Raw genomic sequence first — 15,085 nt, 5'->3', positions numbered from 1 at the left:
AAGCGCGGCGACGTGTTGAGCTAACCCATACTAATTACCCGTGAGGCTTAACCATACAACACCCAAGAAGTGTTCTGGGCCTTGTAGCGAATGAACGAACTACTAATTCAGTGATAATGACCAGGTCGTTATTCACGTCAGCTTTCTCAGATTGAAGAATTTGCCTGGCGGCCATAGCGCCGTGGAACCACCTGATCCCATGCCGAACTCAGAAGTGAAACGCGGTAGCGCCGATGGTAGTGTGGCATTCGCCATGCGAGAGTAGGACACTGCCAGGCACCCAATTAAACGGTGATGTGAAGAATCACATAGCCGGCTGCGAGGATGACACCTCAATGAAGCGGCAGACAATTTAGCAAAAAGCTAACCAGACAGCGGAGCGGTAGTTCAGTCGGTTAGAATACCGGCCTGTCACGCCGGGGGTCGCGGGTTCGAGTCCCGTCCGCTCCGCCACTAACAAGAAGCCCAGTCGAAAGACTGGGCTTTTTTTCGTTTCCGATACCGCACTCATGTCCCCGAATAGTCTCTTTTTTTCCTCACGCGGCTCAGTAAAACACGCAAAGCCAGACGGTGGTCATGTCGGGATGGGTCCATTCCACCCTGTGTTTCTGGCGGGCGGGAATGTTGATGTGGTCGCCACGGACCAGCTGTACACATGACTTGAACTGGGAGCCTTCCTTGGTTGAAGCCCTCTTAAGGAGGTCTGAGCGAATGCCGGGGAGCTTTGTGGGTGGCTGCAGTTAACCCAGAGCAACAGCGCTCACGAAGTGTACGAGGTGAGAGAGAGGGGGAGGCTGACAATGGGCACCCAGATTGAGGAGGGGCTCTAGAGCAGACAGGATGTGCTGTGGCAGCGAATAGAGTCCCATGACATTGACCTGTTCTGCTACAAAATGCACATAAAGAAAAGGGGACGGCGGCTGCCGTCCCCTCAAGTCATCTAGTCCAGTCCATGAACTGCAACGCTCCCTGCAATCCCTGACTTTATCCTGATCCTTCGGAATATCCCCTTCCCAATCCGTTGAGGTGTCCTGTGGCCATCCTAGCCTGGCAATCGCTCCTGATTGCTGCACTCTCTCCATCCTGGAGGTGTCCGTTACCACATCCCGTGGTGTTCCTTGCGTCATCCTGACAGACAACCATCCGGGTTGCCTCGCTTCATCCTGAAGCTATCCTGCTCGCTTCCGGCGAGGTCCATATACTTCCTGAAGAGCAATCATCCTGTTTGCTCTGCCTCATCCCGAGGTGTCCGCAACCACGTCCCGTGGTGTCCTGCAATCCGTTTGATAACCGTCCTGGTTACCGGCCTCATCCTGAGGTGTTCCTTGCCCACACCCTGTGGTTTATTCCCTGATTATGCGCTGTTTCCGCATCCTGCCGAATCAGCTCCGTCCTTGTGAGACCCATATTAAGGGAACCAGAGGGCGGAACAAGGGAGGATCCGGCGTTGTTGGCGTGGCGATAACGGATTAATGACCAATGCTATATAGATAAAGTCATATAAATCATTGCATTAGTTTGTTTCATTGGAAAGCATGTGGATTCAAAGATGGCTTCGCGTACGGTTCGACACAGTGGCCTCTTACAGCTGCCATGGCGGATCTCTTACACGCAAAAACGGGGCGAAAACGATGGTACAAGCAGGTTCAATTCGGTGGGTAAGACTTAAAAATTAGTTGAATAAATATGCTCAAAAAGAATACAAAAAGCCGGGCCAAGCCCGGCTTTTTCTGCGGTGGTCAGCTGACGCGGCTACCCGGTGTCGGATATGCCTTGCGCAAGGATTCAGGCGCCAGCACTTCGAGGTTCCCGCTCATGTTGTTGAGCCAGGTACGGAACTCGGGGGTGTCCTGTACCTCGGTTTCCACCACCACGCTGCGCTTGTCATAGCGGGTCATGCGGGGGTTGTGGCCGGGGATCTGTCCGTCGACCAGGGTCGGGCAGTTGGCATCGATGCGACCGACGAAGCGGATCGGCCCGCTGACATCCTGATAGCCCTGATCGCGGATCAGTTTCTGGATGTTGAAATCCTTCGGCTGGGTCGCGCTGAAGTTGGTCAGCTCCACGTTCTTGATGTGATCGAACGGGATGCCGTAGACCTTGGGATCCAGCTCGGACAGGGTGCAGAGCAGGGTCGGCCCTTCCGCCTGGTTCAGGATACCGAGCGGATTGATGCGGTCGTAGCAGAGCCATACGGTGCGCTCCTTGATGACACGCTGGATCTCGGCACTGAACTTGCGGCCACGCCACAATGCATCGCGGATCAGGGTACTGCGGCGGATCTCCGGGTTACCGGCAAACGGACGCGGTGACTGGTGCACGCTCTCGAGCCAACGTTCAGCCAGTTCGCTCTGGCTGTCGCGGATCACCTGGCTGGCCTTGTCGACCAAGGGGTTCAGTTCGGTCAGTACGCTGGCCGGCAACAGTTGGCTGGCCTGATCGCTCCAGGTTTTCAGCGCCACTGCCAAGGAGAGCGGCATGATGTTGGCAAAATCGTTGAGGCCATGGCGCTCGAAGCACCAGCCGTGTGGTTTGCTGCGTTCATCCGAGGTGAGATCGAACAACCCCATGCCGGACATCTCTTCCAGGTCCCGTTGCACGGTACGCAGACTGACGTGGATGCCTTCTTCTTCCAGTTTTACCTGGAGTTGGCTGGCGGTCAGCTTGTAAGGGCGGTGCGGGATGCAACGCGCCAAGGTCAGTTGTCGTAACAGCTTCTTACTCATGGTGCATGCCTTCACTGGTTTAGCGTTGAGTGTATCCTAGCCATGCCTTGCGACAGTCTATGTCGCAAGTTTTGCTGCGACAACTGTCGCCATTTTCATACAAACCAAGCTAACCACATGATCCTAAACATAATTGCTATCATTTTGGGCAGCAATCGAGGCTTAAAAATGATGAAAATTCACCAAATGAAAGTGCTGCCTTACGGATTTGGGGGAGAGGAAAAAACAGAAATGACGGGGAAACGCAGAATATGATGTGGAGGGGATGGCTCCCCTCCATCAGGCAGGTATTTTTTGGCTGGATCAGGCCAGCCAGGACAAGGCGGATTTGGTGATGGCGGCGCCCACCATGTAGCCAAATACCGCCAGGGCTGCGAGGCCGGCCACCAGCTTCTGGCTGCGCGCAGGGCGCTTGAGCGCCATGACGCCGAGGCCGATGTAAACCACCAGTGCGATCAGCTTGGCCATCAGCCAGGGTTGTTGGCCCGGGCTCATTTGCAGGGTCACCGCCAGCAGCACCCCGAACAGCAGCAGGAAGGTGTCGTTGACATGGGGCAGGATCTTCAGCCACTTCTGCTGCAGGCGGGCACTGCCACCCAGGGCCAGCAGCCAGCGATAGAGGAACAGCAGCACGCTGACCAGCGCCAGCGTCATGTGCAGATGTTTGAGCATGGGGTAATAGGCAATCATATTGCTTCCTTGTCGTTGTCGGGCAGACCGCTGTTCCAGTTGTGAGCGTGAATGCGCTCCTGTCCTTCCTGATCGTCTTGCAGCAGATCGGAGAGGATGTCCCGGTATTGCAGGCTCTTGTTGATATAGGTGTGTTCGTCGTCCAGGTAGTTGACCTGTTCCCGCAGCAGCCAGTTGTCGTGCTGCTTGAAGGTCTGGCCGGCCCGCCAGGCCTGGTTGGCCCGAAAGCCGAGCTGGGTCAGGGCTTCCACCCCCAGATCCACGGCAGAACCCAGAGTTTCCCGGTACACGCTGCCCACGCCCTGGCGCAGGATCTCGTGAGCGTGGGGACGATCCTGGGCTCGCGCCAGTATCTTAAGGTGCGGGAAGTGTTTCTTCACCATTTCAATCACTTCGAGTGACGTGGCCGGATCGTTGATGGAGAGCACCAGCAGCTTGGCCTTGTGGGCGCCGGCGGCGTGCAGCAGGTCAAGCCGGCTGGCATCGCCATAGAACACCTGATAGCCATACTTGCGCAGCATCTCGATCTGGCTGGCATCCTGCTCGAGGATGGTGGTGCCGATGCCGTGGCCATGCAGCAGACGGCCCACGATCTGACCGAAACGGCCGAAGCCGGCGATGATGACCGGATGCTCCACCAGCTCCGGCTGCTCGTGCTGCGGCAATTCACTCTGGTTGCGATAGTCGAACCAGGGCTGGATCACCCGATCGTTGAGGATCAGCAGCAGCGGCGTCAGCGCCATGGAGAGCGCCACCACCAGGGTCAGCAGGGCGATGGTATCCCCCGGCAGCACCTTGTTCTGGGCGGCGAACGAGAACAGCACGAAGGCGAACTCCCCGCCCTGGGCCAGCGCCAGCCCGAAGGTCCAGCGCTGACTCGGCGAGATGCGAATGGCAAAGCCGAGTGCCATCAGTACCAGCCACTTGAGCACCATCAGGCCGACCACCAGGGCCGGGATCAGCAGCGGGTGTTCGGCAAACAGCCCGAAGTTGATGCCGGCGCCGACCGACATGAAGAAGAGGCCGAGCAGCAGCCCCTTGAACGGCTCTATGTCTGCCTCCAGCTCGTGGCGATATTCGCTATCCGCCAGCACCACGCCGGCGAGGAAGGAGCCAAGGGCGGGGGAGAGGCCGACCGACTCCATCAGCACGGCGATGGCGATCACCAGCAGCAGGGCGGCGGCGACGAAGATCTCCCGCATGTGGGACTGGGCGATGGCGCGAAACACCGGTCGCATCAGGTAATGACCACCCAGCACTATGCCGGAGATGGCGGCCACTACCAGCAGGCCGTGTTGCCAGCCGGCCAGCTCCGAGCTGCCGCTGCTGGCTACCGGCGCGATGGCCAGCAGCGGCAGGATCGCCAGGATGGGGATGACGGCGATGTCCTGGAACAGCAGCACGGCGAAGGCGGAGCGGCCGCTCTCGCTCTGCATCAGTTTGCGCTCCTGCAGGCTCTGCAGCACGATGGCGGTGGAGGAGAGCGCCAGGATGAGGCCGATGGCCAGCCCCTGTTGCCACGGCAGGCCGATGAGGTGGGCCACGCCGGTCAGGGCGGCCGTGGTCAGCAGCACCTGCAGCCCGCCGGTGCCGAGGATCGGTCCCTTCAGCTGCCACAGCAGCGCCGGCCTGAGCTCCAGCCCGACCAGAAACAGCATCAGCACCACCCCGAACTCGGCGAAGTGCATCACATCCTTCTGTTCACCCACCAGCCCCAGCAGGAAGGGACCTATGATGATGCCCGCCAGCAGGTAACCGAGCACGGAGCCCAGCCCCCAGCGCTTGGCCAGCGGCACCGCGATCACCGCGGCGGCGAGGTAGATGAAGGCATCGAACAGCAAACCATGTCCCATCAGCGGATCCTCCGCACTGTGGTGGAGGCCGATGTCGGCAGGCCGGGCCGCTGCCCGGATCGAGAGTGGGTCATGAGAGTACCTCCAGCAGATCGCGCAGATAGGGGCTGCCGGCAAGCTGGGCCGGGGTCAGTTGTTCGTCGCGCAGGGCGCACAGCAACTGGCGATAGTCCTGGCCGCAGCGGCGCAGCGCCTCCTGATCCCGGATCTTGTGAAAGGAGTGCAGCACGAATGGCGGTAACCAGCTCATGCCGCACAACTGGGCCGTCTGCCGGAACGGCAGCAGAAAGTCGATCAGCGGGCGCTGGTTGTAACCCTCGCTGCAATAAGACTCGGGGGCGCCGCCGGTGGTGATGGCCGACAGCCACTGCTTGCCGTTGAGGGCGTGGGCTTCCGGGCCGTAGGCGTAGCCATACTCCAGCACCAGATCCATCCACTCCTTCATGATGGCGGGGCAGGAGTACCAGTAGAAGGGGTGCTGGAACACGATGATGTCGTGTTCAGACAGCAGGGCCTGCTCCCGCTTCACGTTGATGAACATGTTGGGGTAGTGCTGGTAGAGGTCGTGCAGGGTGACGCCCTCCAGGCCGTCGATGGCCTGCAGCAGCTGTTTGTTGGCCCGGGAGCTCTGCAGCGCCGGGTGTGAAAAGATAACCAGAATGCGTTTCATGGGTTCCTGATCTGAAGAGGGGGCCAAATACCGGTGCAAGCGACCGGCGAAAAAAAAGATGCATTGAGCAGCGACGTTATCAAGAAGCGCCATGGCTCGCCAGTTCCGGGATCAGCTCGCGCAGCGCCGGATTGAGGGTCTGGTGGGCGGGATAGCAGAGGCCGATGCGCCGGAACATCCGTGGCCCGCGCACCGGCACGGTACACAGACCCGCTTCGTCCTCCACCAACCCGTCCGGCAGAAAGCTGATGCCGACCCCGGCCAGCACCAGCGCCATCACCAGCCCCTTGCTCTCGGCCTTGGCCACCAGATTGAGGGTCAGTCGGTCACAGGCCAGCAGACCTATGGTCTGCTGATGGGCTTCGCAGGGAGGGCACTCAATAAAATCATAATGTTGCAGCTCGGCCAACTCGAGTTGCGGACGGCTGGCGAGGGGATGGTCGCTTCGCACGCACAAGACATAATCCTCCTCCCACAGCGGCAGGAAGATCTCGTCTTCGCGGCGCAGGGCATCCAGAGTCAGCCGACAGTCGGCAGGCGTCCCGTAATCGGAGAGGGTGAGATCCAGCTCGGGCAGCACCGCCTGCACCTGCTGCAGCAATCCTGCCACCCGCCGCCGGCTCAGGTCCGGCATGATGGCCATGTTGAGCCGCGCACGCGTCGCCTTCTGGCGAAACAGAGCCGGCAGCCGGCGCGCCTCTTCCACCAGCTTGACCGCGTGGGGATAGAGGTAATGGGCCTGATCCCTGGCCGCCACCCCCTTCTTGCCCCGGATGAACAGGCTGTCACCCAGGGTCTCTTCCAGCTGGCGCAGCCCCGCCGAGAGGGAGGGCTGGCTGACATGGCAGCGTTCAGCCGCCGCCGTGATGTTCTTCTCTTCATAGATGGCGATGAAGAAGCGCAGCAGTCTCAGATCCAGCATAAGCCCAACCATAGTTTTTTCAGATGATAACCAGCGGAAAACAATATTTATCACTGATGGATGCAGTGACTATAGTGATCCCGTTCCGTGCTGGCCAGCCGCTTGTTTGCTCAAACCGACTCTTGAATCAGAAGGAAAACATCATGTCCAAGCCTCTCGTCGTGATCACCGGTGCCTCCGCCGGGATCGGTGCCGCCATCGCCCGCGCCTTCTCCGCCGCCGGCCATCCGCTGCTGCTGCTGGCCCGCCGGGTCGAGCCCATGCAGGCGCTGGCGCTGCCCGATACCCTCTGCATCGGGGTCGATGTGACCGACACCGCCGCCATGAAGGTCGCCATCCAGCAGGCCGAGGCACAATTCGGCCCTGTCGGCTGCATGGTCAACAACGCTGGCGTCATGCTGCTGGGACAGGCCGACGTGCAGGACCCGGCCGAGTGGCAGCAGATGCTCAACATCAACGTGATGGGGGTGTTGAACGGTGTTCACGCCGTGCTGGCCGGCATGAAGGCGCGCCGCAGCGGCACCATCATCAACATCAGCTCCATCGCCGGTCGTAAGACCTTCCCGAACCATGCTGCCTACTGCGCCACCAAGTTCGCGGTGCACGCCCTGACCGAGAACATCCGGGAAGAGGTAGCCGATGTCGGCGTGCGGATGGTGACCATAGCCCCGGGCGCGGTGGAAACCGAGCTGCTCAGCCACACCACGGACGAGAGCATCAAGGCCGGTTATCACGACTGGAAGGATCAGATGGGGGGCGTCATTGCGCCTGAGGTGATCGCCGACGCCGTGCTCTATGCCTGGAGCCAGCCGGCCAATGTCTGCGTGCGCGAGATCGTGCTGGCGGCCACCCGTCAGCAACCTTGATGGCGGCTGACTGGCAGAGGGGGAGGGCTTGACCCTCCCCCTGGGCCAAGGGTTACCATAGGCCACCTTTCGTCAATGAGTCGTCTCATGGTTCTGACCCGTCGCCAACTCGCTCGCGCCCGCCGCTGGCTCCCCCTGTGGAGTCTGCTGATGGTGCTGATGTCGTTTGGCAGCCGGGCGGCGACCGATCTTTGTACCCTGACGCCTCATTGCAGCCAGAGCGAACGTACCCTGGAGAAGGCCATGCCCTGCGGCAGCTTCACCTCGGCGCTCGCCATGACGGTGCTCACTGGCGACAGCCTGACGGTTGCCATGCTGGAACCCGATACCCCGGATTTCATCTCCCCCTCCCAGTTCATGCCGGATGCTCCAACCGACCGGCTGGAGCGTCCGCCCCGTCATCTCGGTTGAGTCGAGTCCCCCTGTTTTTTTGGGCATTTCTTCTTATCCGAGGTGAGTTATGTACAAGTCCCTGTTATTGGCCGTGCTGGCCGGTACCGTCAGTTTTTCCGCTCTGGCAACCGAGCAGATGACCGTCTACAAGTCCCAGTATTGCGGCTGCTGCAAGACCTGGATCAAGCACATGGAAGAGAACGGCTTTGAGGTCAAGGTCGTCGAAACCGAGCAGCTTGAACCGGTCAAGCAGCAGTACGGCATCACTCCGCAGCTGGCGTCCTGCCACACCGGGGTGGTGAACGGCTATGTGGTGGAGGGGCATGTACCCGCCGCCGACGTGCAGAAGCTGCTCAAGGAAAAACCGGCGATCCGCGGTCTGACCATTCCGGGCATGCCCCAGAGTGCGCCAGGCATGGATATTCCGGGTCAGCCCTATCAGGTGCTGAGCATCAGCAACGAGGGCGCGACCAAGGTCTGGTCGAGCTACCCCGGCTGATGACAACTGGCCGTGAGCAGACACACTTCCATCATGTGAGGCACACCTGAGCGAGCCCGTGTCGCTCACGGTCAGGTATGGGGGCCGCCATCGCGAGATGGCGGCCCTTTTACATCAGGGCGCGGGAGAACTTGCAACTGAAGGCGACAAGGGGCAGATTGATCCCCTGTCCAAGGAGCCAAGGCTCAGGTCCGCCAACCCTTTTACAGCGCAAAGGATGCGACATGTTCACCTTTTCCCGAGGGCTTCTGCTGCTGGCTTGTCTGGCCGCCGTTCCCTGTTCATATGCCAATGATGAGTCCGCCATGCCCATAAGCGACACCCTGATCCAGCCTCCCGTGGCCGCCAAACACCCTCACGCCATCAAGAAACACGGGGATACCCGGGTCGACAACTACTACTGGCTGCGCGATGACGAGCGCCAGAAACCCGAGGTGCTGGCCTACCTCGAGGCGGAGAACGCCTACACCGACGCCATGCTCAAACCGATCAAGCCACTGCGCGACCAGCTCTATCAGGAGATGGTGGCCCGCATTCCGCAGCAGGACGAATCGGTGCCCTACGTGAAGAACGGCTATCGCTACCAGACCCGCTACGAGCCGGGCAAGGAGTACGCCATCTATTCGCGCAGCAAGCTGGGTGAGTCGGAAAGCAGCCTGCTGCTGGACGGTAACCAGCGTGCCGAAGGCCACGAGTTCTACGCCCTGGGGGCGCTCGAGGTGAGCCGCAACAACCGCTGGTTGGCGGTGGCGGAAGATTTCCTCTCCCGCCGTCAGTACCAGATCCAGTTCCTCGATCTGGAGAGCGGCAAATGGGCCACTGACACGCTGGAGAACACCTCCGGCAATCTGGTGTGGGCCAACGACAGCAAGACGATGTTCTACGTGCGCAAGCACCCCAAGACGCTGCTGCCCTATCAGGTCTATCGCCACGAGCTGGGTACGGATCCGGCCAAGGATCAGCTGGTCTATGAGGAGAAGGACGACTCCTTCTATGTGAGCCTCTACGCCACCACCTCGGAAGATTTCATCGTCATCGCCCTCTCCAGCACCACCTCGGGCGAGGCGCGTCTCATCGATGCCAATGTGCCGACCCAGGCGCCGCGGCTGTTCCTGCCGCGCCAGGTGGATCACGAATACAGCCTGGATCACTACCGCGGCCGCTTCTATGTGCGCTCCAACAAGGACGGCAAGAACTTCGGCCTCTACGAGACCAAGGAGAGCCCGGTGGATCGCTGGAAGGCGGTGATCGCCCCCAATCCGGACGTGCTGCTGGAGAGCTATGCCCTGTTCAAGGAGTGGCTGGTGCTGGAGGAGCGCAGCCAGGGGCTGACCCGGCTGCGCCAGGTCAACTGGCAGAGCGGTGAGCAGAAGGAGATCGCCTTCGACGATCCGGCCTATGTCACCTGGCTTGCCTACAACCCGGAGCCGGATACCAGCGCCCTGCGTTATGGCTACTCCTCCATGACCACCCCCTCGTCCACCTACGAGCTCGATCTGAACAGCGGCAAGCGCACCCTGCTCAAGCAGCAGCCGGTGGCGGGCTTCAAGGCCGACCAATATGCCAGCGAGCGCCTCTGGATCACCGCCCGTGACGGCGTGGCCGTACCGGTGTCGCTGGTCTATCGCAAGGACAAGTTCAAGCAAGAGGGTGCGCATACCAATCCGCTGCTGGTCTACGGCTACGGCTCCTACGGTGCCAGCATGGACCCGGACTTCAGCAGTGCCCGGCTGAGCCTGCTGGACCGCGGTTTCGTCTACGCCATCGCCCACATCCGTGGCGGCGAGGAGCTGGGTCGCCCCTGGTACGAAGATGGCAAGCTGCTGAAAAAACAGAACACCTTCAATGACTTTATCGACGTGACCGAGGCGCTGGTGGCGCAGGGCTACGGCGCCAAGGATCAGGTCTATGCCATGGGCGGCAGCGCCGGCGGCCTGCTGATGGGGGCCGTCATCAATCAGGCGCCCCAGCTCTATCGCGGCGTGGTGGCCCAGGTGCCGTTCGTCGACGTGGTCACCACCATGCTGGACGAGTCCATTCCCCTCACCACCGGGGAGTACGACGAGTGGGGCAACCCGAACCAGAAGCGCTACTACGACTACATGAAGGCCTACAGCCCCTACGATCAGGTCAAGGCGCAGGCCTATCCCAACTTGCTGGTGACCACCGGTTTGCACGATTCCCAGGTGCAGTACTGGGAGCCGGCCAAGTGGGTGGCCAAGCTGCGCGAGCTGAAGACGGATGATAACAAGTTGTTGCTGAGCACCGACATGGACGCCGGCCACGGCGGCAAGTCGGGTCGCTTCAAAGCCTACGAGGATATCGCGCTGGAGTTCGCGTTTATTCTGGATCTGGCCAAGCCACAAGCATAAGTCACCACAGTTGCAGCCCTTGCCAGTCAAGGGCTGCAAAAGAATCTCCCTCCTCCCACTCTGTCTGCCGACCGGTAGCACATCCAATTAATCTCTGATCAGCAAATTAATGATCGGCTTCAAATTTCTCGTCATCCATATCCATCATTTTGTGTTTTTGTTTGATTTATGTTGGCGCCGTGTGCTTAATCGAAGCCGTTATGACTCTTTAATTGGCCCCCTCGGGGCCAATTATCTTCGGTTGGCATGAAGCCGACTGTCTCACCACAGGATGCTGGTGGCTTTTTGGGGAACGTTCGCCGTTCACCCGATTCCTCATATCGAGGTCATGGGCAACCGCCGACGCAGAACGGTGGTTTGTCCGGCATTCGCCCGTGGAACGGGCGAGCTGAATCAATCAAAAAGGATGAACAACATGAAAGGATTATCCCTGGCGTGTGCCCTGTCGGCTGTCCTGGCCGGCGTCTCGTTCGGTGGTCCGGTGCAGGCGCAGGAGCGCTTCGTGACCATAGGCACCGGCGGTCAGACCGGTGTCTACTACGTGGCGGGCCAGTCCATCTGCCGCTTCCTCAATCGCGGCGCCGCCGATCACCAGATCAAGTGCAACGCCCCGGCCAGCGGTGGCGGGGTGGCCAACGTCAACGGCATCCGCAGCGGTGAATTCAACTTCGGCATCATGCAGTCCGACCATCAGTACAAGGCGATGAAGGGGCTGCCGCCGTTCCAGGCCGAGGGGGCAATGGACGACATGCGCGCCGTCTTCTCCCTGCAGAGCGAGGTGTTCACCATCCTGGCCCGCAAGGACGCCAAGATCGCCGGCTTTGACGATCTCAAGGGCAAGCGGGTCAACATCGGCAACCCGGGCTCCGGCCAGCGCGACACCTTTGAAGAGATCATGGCGGTGAAGGGCTGGAAGAAGGGCGACTTCGGCCTGGTCTCCGAGCTCAAGCCGGCCGAGCAGGCCTCGGCATTGGGCGACAACAACATCGACGCCATGAGCTACTTCGTCGGTCACCCCAATGGCGCCATCCAGGAAGCCTCCACCACCACCGATGCCGTGCTGGTCCCGGTCACCGGCGCCGACATCGACAAGCTGCTGGCCGAGAAGAGCTACTACAGCCAGGCCGAGATCCCGGGCGGCATCTACAAGGGCAGCGACCAGCCAACCCCGTCCATCGGCGGCAAGGCGGTGCTCTCCACCAGTGCCAAGGCGGATCCGGAAGTGGTCTATCAGCTGGTCAAATCCGTGTTCGACAACCTGGATCGTTTCAAGCGCCTGCACCCGGCCTTCGCCGACCTGAAAGAGGCCGACATGATCAAGGTGGGTCTCTCCGCCCCGCTGCATGAAGGGGCTGCCCGCTACTACAAAGAGCGCGGCTGGCTCTGATAGCGGGCCCAAGGGCCGCTGTCACTCTCTTCGACACCCGCCTGCCGCAGCCCGTGGCAGCGGGTGTCGTGTCGTTGTACTCGTTGGCACAAGTTAACCCCTATGCAAGATAAACAACTCTCTACCGAGGAACTGATCGCCCAGGATGTGGGGGCGCGTTTGCCGCTCGGCATCATGGGTGGGTGCATCACCACCCTGGCGCTCGCCTGGTCGCTGTTCCAGCTCTGGATCGCTTCGCCGCTGCCCTTCATGCTGGGCTTCGGCGTACTCAATGACACCGAGACCCGTGCCATTCACCTCACCTTCGCCCTGCTGCTGGCCTATCTGGTGTTCCCGGCCTTTCGCCGCTCGCCGCGCGACCGGGTGCCGCTCGGCGATCTGGCGCTCGGGCTGGTGGCCGCCGGCGCCGCTTCCTATCTGTTCGTGATGTACGAGGCGCTGGCCCAGCGGCCGGGCAACCTCACCACCGCCGATCTGGTGACCGCCTGCATCGGTATTCCGCTGCTGCTGGAGGCCGCCCGCCGCGCCTTGGGGCCGGCCCTGGCGGTGATCGCCCTGGTATTTCTCGCCTACAGCCTGGCGGGGCCCTGGATGCCGGGCCTGCTGGCCCACCGTGGGGTGAGCTTCACCGCGCTGGCCAACCACCAGTGGATCACCACCGAGGGGGTGTTCGGCATCGCCCTCGGCGTCTCCACCAGCTTCGTGTTCCTGTTCGTGCTGTTCGGTGCTCTGCTGGAGCGGGCCGGTGCCGGCCACTACTTCATCCAGCTCGCCTTCAGCCTGCTCGGTCACCTGCGCGGCGGCCCGGCCAAGGCGGCGGTAGTCGCCTCCGGCCTGACCGGCCTCATCTCCGGCTCCTCCATCGCCAACGTGGTGACCACCGGCACCTTTACCATTCCCATGATGAAGAAGGTGGGCTTCAGCTCGGAGAAGGCGGGGGCGGTGGAAGTGGCCTCCTCGGTCAACGGCCAGATCATGCCGCCGGTGATGGGGGCTGCGGCCTTCCTGATGGTGGAGTACGTGGGCATCCCCTACGTCGAGATCATCAAGCACGCCTTCCTGCCGGCGACCATCTCCTACATAGCGCTGCTCTACATCGTCCATCTGGAGGCGCTCAAGCTCGGCATGCAGCCCATCGGCGACCATCAGCCCAAGCCCTGGCTGCGCCGCTTGACCGGCTTTGCCTTTGGCGCGGCCCTGATCAGCGGGCTGTCGATGGCGGTCTACTACGGCCTGGGCTGGCTCAAGCCGGCGCTGGGTGACTATGCGCTGCCCGGTATCGCCCTGCTGCTGGCTGCCACCTATCTGGGGCTGTTGAAGATTGCCGCCAGCAATGAGCCGCTGGCGGCGGAGGATCCTGACAAGCCGCTGACCGAACTGCCCAACACCCGTACCGTGCTGCTCTCCGGCCTGCACTTCCTGCTGCCGGTGGTGGTACTGGTGTGGTGCCTGATGGTGGAGCGCCTCTCGCCTGGGCTGTCGGCCTTCTGGGGCACCGTCATGCTGGTGATCATACTGCTGACCCAGCGGCCGCTGCTCAACTGGCTGCGCAGCGATGGCCGGCACGATTACGGCTCCCTGCAGGACGGCTTGATCGATCTGCGGGAGGGGCTGGTGGCCGGTGCCCGCAACATGATCGGCATCGGCATCGCCACCGCCACGGCGGGGATCATCGTCGGTGCTGTCTCCCAGACCGGGGTTGGTCTGGTGCTGGCGGATCTGGTGGAGATGCTCTCCATGGGCAACCTGCTGCTGATGCTACTGTTGACCGCCCTGCTGAGCCTCATCCTCGGCATGGGGCTGCCCACCAACGCCAACTACATCGTCGTCTCCAGCCTGCTGGCACCGGTGGTGGTGAAGCTCGGGCAGCAGAACGGGCTGATCGTGCCGCTCATCGCGGTGCACCTGTTCGTGTTCTACTTCGGCATCATGGCCGACGTGACACCGCCGGTAGGACTGGCCTCGTTCGCGGCAGCGGCCGTCTCCAAGGGCGATCCCATCAAGACCGGCATCACCGCCTTTTACTACAGCCTGCGCACCGCGGCGCTACCGTTCCTGTTCATCTTCAACACCGACCTGCTGCTGATCGATGTGGACTTTGCCCACGGTGTGCTGATCTTCATGGTGGCCACCGTTGCCATGCTGATCTTCGCCGCCGCCACTCAGGGCCATTTCCTGGTGAAGAGTCGCTGGTACGAAAGCGTGCTGCTGTTGCTGGTGGCCTTCACCCTGTTCCGCCCCGGTTTCTGGATGGACATGGTGCATGATCCCTATCGCGAGACGCCGCCGGCCCAGCTGGCCCAGACCCTGGGCGAGGTGGAGGCGGAAAGCACTCTGCGGCTGAGGATCCAGGGTGAGGATGCGGTGGGCAAGCTGCGTCAGTCGACCGTGCTACTGGCGGTGCCGGCAGGGGAGGACGGGGAAGCCCGCCTCGCCAGCCTGGGGCTCGCGCTCTATGAGCAGGATGGCAAGACCCTGATCGACAGCGTCACCTTCGGCAGTCCGGCGGCGGCAGCCGGCATGGAGTTTGACCAGGAGATCCTGGTGGTCAAGGCCCCCACCGAGCGCTGGCACAAGGAGCTGATGTGGCTGCCCGGCTTCCTGCTGTTTGCGTTGATCGTCTGGCTGCAACGGCGCCGGGTGGTGCGAGCATAACCAGGGTCAATAAAAACGGCGCCATGATGGCGCCGTTTTCATGCTCCCCGCC

At 61.5% G+C, this 15,085-nt stretch carries 11 protein-coding genes, 1 tRNA gene, 1 rRNA gene and 1 pseudogene; 8 read left to right on the top strand and 6 right to left on the bottom strand.

Annotated elements, in window-relative coordinates:
* The first annotated feature begins 163 nt into the window (after positions 1–163).
* A 5S ribosomal RNA gene (gene rrf / locus OKC29_RS05955) occupies positions 164–278 on the top strand.
* Positions 279–376: 98 nt separating this feature from the next.
* A tRNA-Asp gene (locus tag OKC29_RS05950) sits at positions 377–453 on the top strand.
* Between the two features lie 92 nt (positions 454–545).
* Here the strand turns inward: OKC29_RS05950 and OKC29_RS23025 are convergent.
* The 6 genes and pseudogenes from OKC29_RS23025 to OKC29_RS05925 form a co-directional block, all read right to left on the bottom strand.
* Positions 546–659 (bottom strand): annotated as a pseudogene (locus OKC29_RS23025) (cupin domain-containing protein); the annotation flags it as partial.
* Between the two features lie 1,080 nt (positions 660–1,739).
* On the bottom strand, positions 1,740–2,726 hold the full coding sequence (locus tag OKC29_RS05945) for a helix-turn-helix transcriptional regulator (protein WP_005308002.1): 987 nt from the start codon (positions 2,724–2,726) through the stop codon (positions 1,740–1,742).
* Positions 2,727–3,029: 303 nt separating this feature from the next.
* Positions 3,030–3,416, bottom strand: coding sequence for a SirB2 family protein (locus tag OKC29_RS05940; RefSeq protein WP_016349116.1), 387 nt, complete (start codon positions 3,414–3,416; stop codon positions 3,030–3,032).
* The gene (locus tag OKC29_RS05935; protein WP_073348672.1) at positions 3,413–5,269 is read right to left on the bottom strand and encodes a monovalent cation:proton antiporter-2 (CPA2) family protein; all 1,857 of its coding nucleotides are present in this window, start codon (positions 5,267–5,269) and stop codon (positions 3,413–3,415) included. The genes OKC29_RS05940 and OKC29_RS05935 overlap by 4 nt, the downstream gene beginning before the upstream one ends.
* A gap of 70 nt (positions 5,270–5,339) precedes the next feature.
* On the bottom strand, positions 5,340–5,939 hold the full coding sequence (kefF, locus tag OKC29_RS05930) for a glutathione-regulated potassium-efflux system oxidoreductase KefF (RefSeq protein ID WP_073348673.1): 600 nt from the start codon (positions 5,937–5,939) through the stop codon (positions 5,340–5,342).
* A gap of 79 nt (positions 5,940–6,018) precedes the next feature.
* On the bottom strand, positions 6,019–6,861 hold the full coding sequence (locus OKC29_RS05925) for a LysR family transcriptional regulator (protein ID WP_043160986.1): 843 nt from the start codon (positions 6,859–6,861) through the stop codon (positions 6,019–6,021).
* 143 nt (positions 6,862–7,004) lie between these two features.
* Here OKC29_RS05925 and OKC29_RS05920 point away from each other — a divergent pair, with 143 nt between their 5' ends.
* The 6 genes from OKC29_RS05920 (at position 7,005) to OKC29_RS05895 (ending at position 15,033) form a co-directional block, all read left to right on the top strand.
* On the top strand, positions 7,005–7,727 hold the full coding sequence (locus tag OKC29_RS05920; protein ID WP_162275565.1) for an SDR family oxidoreductase: 723 nt from the start codon (positions 7,005–7,007) through the stop codon (positions 7,725–7,727).
* 87 nt (positions 7,728–7,814) lie between these two features.
* Entirely contained in the window at positions 7,815–8,138 is a 324-nt protein-coding gene (locus OKC29_RS05915) for a hypothetical protein (protein ID WP_073348676.1), read from the top strand.
* 49 nt (positions 8,139–8,187) lie between these two features.
* Positions 8,188–8,619 carry a DUF411 domain-containing protein gene (locus tag OKC29_RS05910; RefSeq protein WP_011704327.1) on the top strand — a complete coding sequence of 144 codons (432 nt, stop codon included), beginning with the start codon at positions 8,188–8,190 and terminating at the stop codon, positions 8,617–8,619.
* Between the two features lie 224 nt (positions 8,620–8,843).
* Positions 8,844–10,991, top strand: coding sequence for a S9 family peptidase (locus OKC29_RS05905; RefSeq protein ID WP_162275566.1), 2,148 nt, complete (start codon positions 8,844–8,846; stop codon positions 10,989–10,991).
* 415 nt (positions 10,992–11,406) lie between these two features.
* Positions 11,407–12,378 carry a TAXI family TRAP transporter solute-binding subunit gene (locus tag OKC29_RS05900; protein ID WP_162275567.1) on the top strand — a complete coding sequence of 324 codons (972 nt, stop codon included), beginning with the start codon at positions 11,407–11,409 and terminating at the stop codon, positions 12,376–12,378.
* A 102-nt stretch (positions 12,379–12,480) separates the two neighbouring features.
* On the top strand, positions 12,481–15,033 hold the full coding sequence (locus OKC29_RS05895; RefSeq protein ID WP_270669007.1) for a TRAP transporter permease: 2,553 nt from the start codon (positions 12,481–12,483) through the stop codon (positions 15,031–15,033).
* The last annotated feature ends 52 nt before the right edge of the window (positions 15,034–15,085 follow it).

The sequence above is a fragment of the Aeromonas sp. QDB34 genome, assembly GCF_027705405.1.
In the GTDB taxonomy this organism is placed as follows: Bacteria; Pseudomonadota; Gammaproteobacteria; order Enterobacterales; family Aeromonadaceae; genus Aeromonas; species Aeromonas hydrophila.
Note: the sequence above shows the minus strand (reverse complement) of the source record. Positions and strands in the feature narration are given on the sequence as shown.

Bases quoted from the DNA above. Each gene is read 5' to 3' on its own strand.
- OKC29_RS05915 (WP_073348676.1), top strand. From the start codon at position 7,815: ATGGTTCTGACCCGTCGCCAACTCGCTCGCGCCCGCCGCTGGCTCCCC.
- OKC29_RS05905 (WP_162275566.1), top strand. From the start codon at position 8,844: ATGTTCACCTTTTCCCGAGGGCTTCTGCTGCTGGCTTGTCTGGCCGCC.
- kefF (WP_073348673.1), bottom strand. From the start codon at position 5,939: ATGAAACGCATTCTGGTTATCTTTTCACACCCGGCGCTGCAGAGCTCC.
- OKC29_RS05925 (WP_043160986.1), bottom strand. From the start codon at position 6,861: ATGCTGGATCTGAGACTGCTGCGCTTCTTCATCGCCATCTATGAAGAG.
- OKC29_RS05920 (WP_162275565.1), top strand. From the start codon at position 7,005: ATGTCCAAGCCTCTCGTCGTGATCACCGGTGCCTCCGCCGGGATCGGT.
- OKC29_RS05910 (WP_011704327.1), top strand. From the start codon at position 8,188: ATGTACAAGTCCCTGTTATTGGCCGTGCTGGCCGGTACCGTCAGTTTT.
- OKC29_RS05940 (WP_016349116.1), bottom strand. From the start codon at position 3,416: ATGATTGCCTATTACCCCATGCTCAAACATCTGCACATGACGCTGGCG.
- OKC29_RS05900 (WP_162275567.1), top strand. From the start codon at position 11,407: ATGAAAGGATTATCCCTGGCGTGTGCCCTGTCGGCTGTCCTGGCCGGC.
- OKC29_RS05935 (WP_073348672.1), bottom strand. From the start codon at position 5,269: ATGGGACATGGTTTGCTGTTCGATGCCTTCATCTACCTCGCCGCCGCG.
- OKC29_RS05945 (WP_005308002.1), bottom strand. From the start codon at position 2,726: ATGAGTAAGAAGCTGTTACGACAACTGACCTTGGCGCGTTGCATCCCG.
- OKC29_RS05895 (WP_270669007.1), top strand. From the start codon at position 12,481: ATGCAAGATAAACAACTCTCTACCGAGGAACTGATCGCCCAGGATGTG.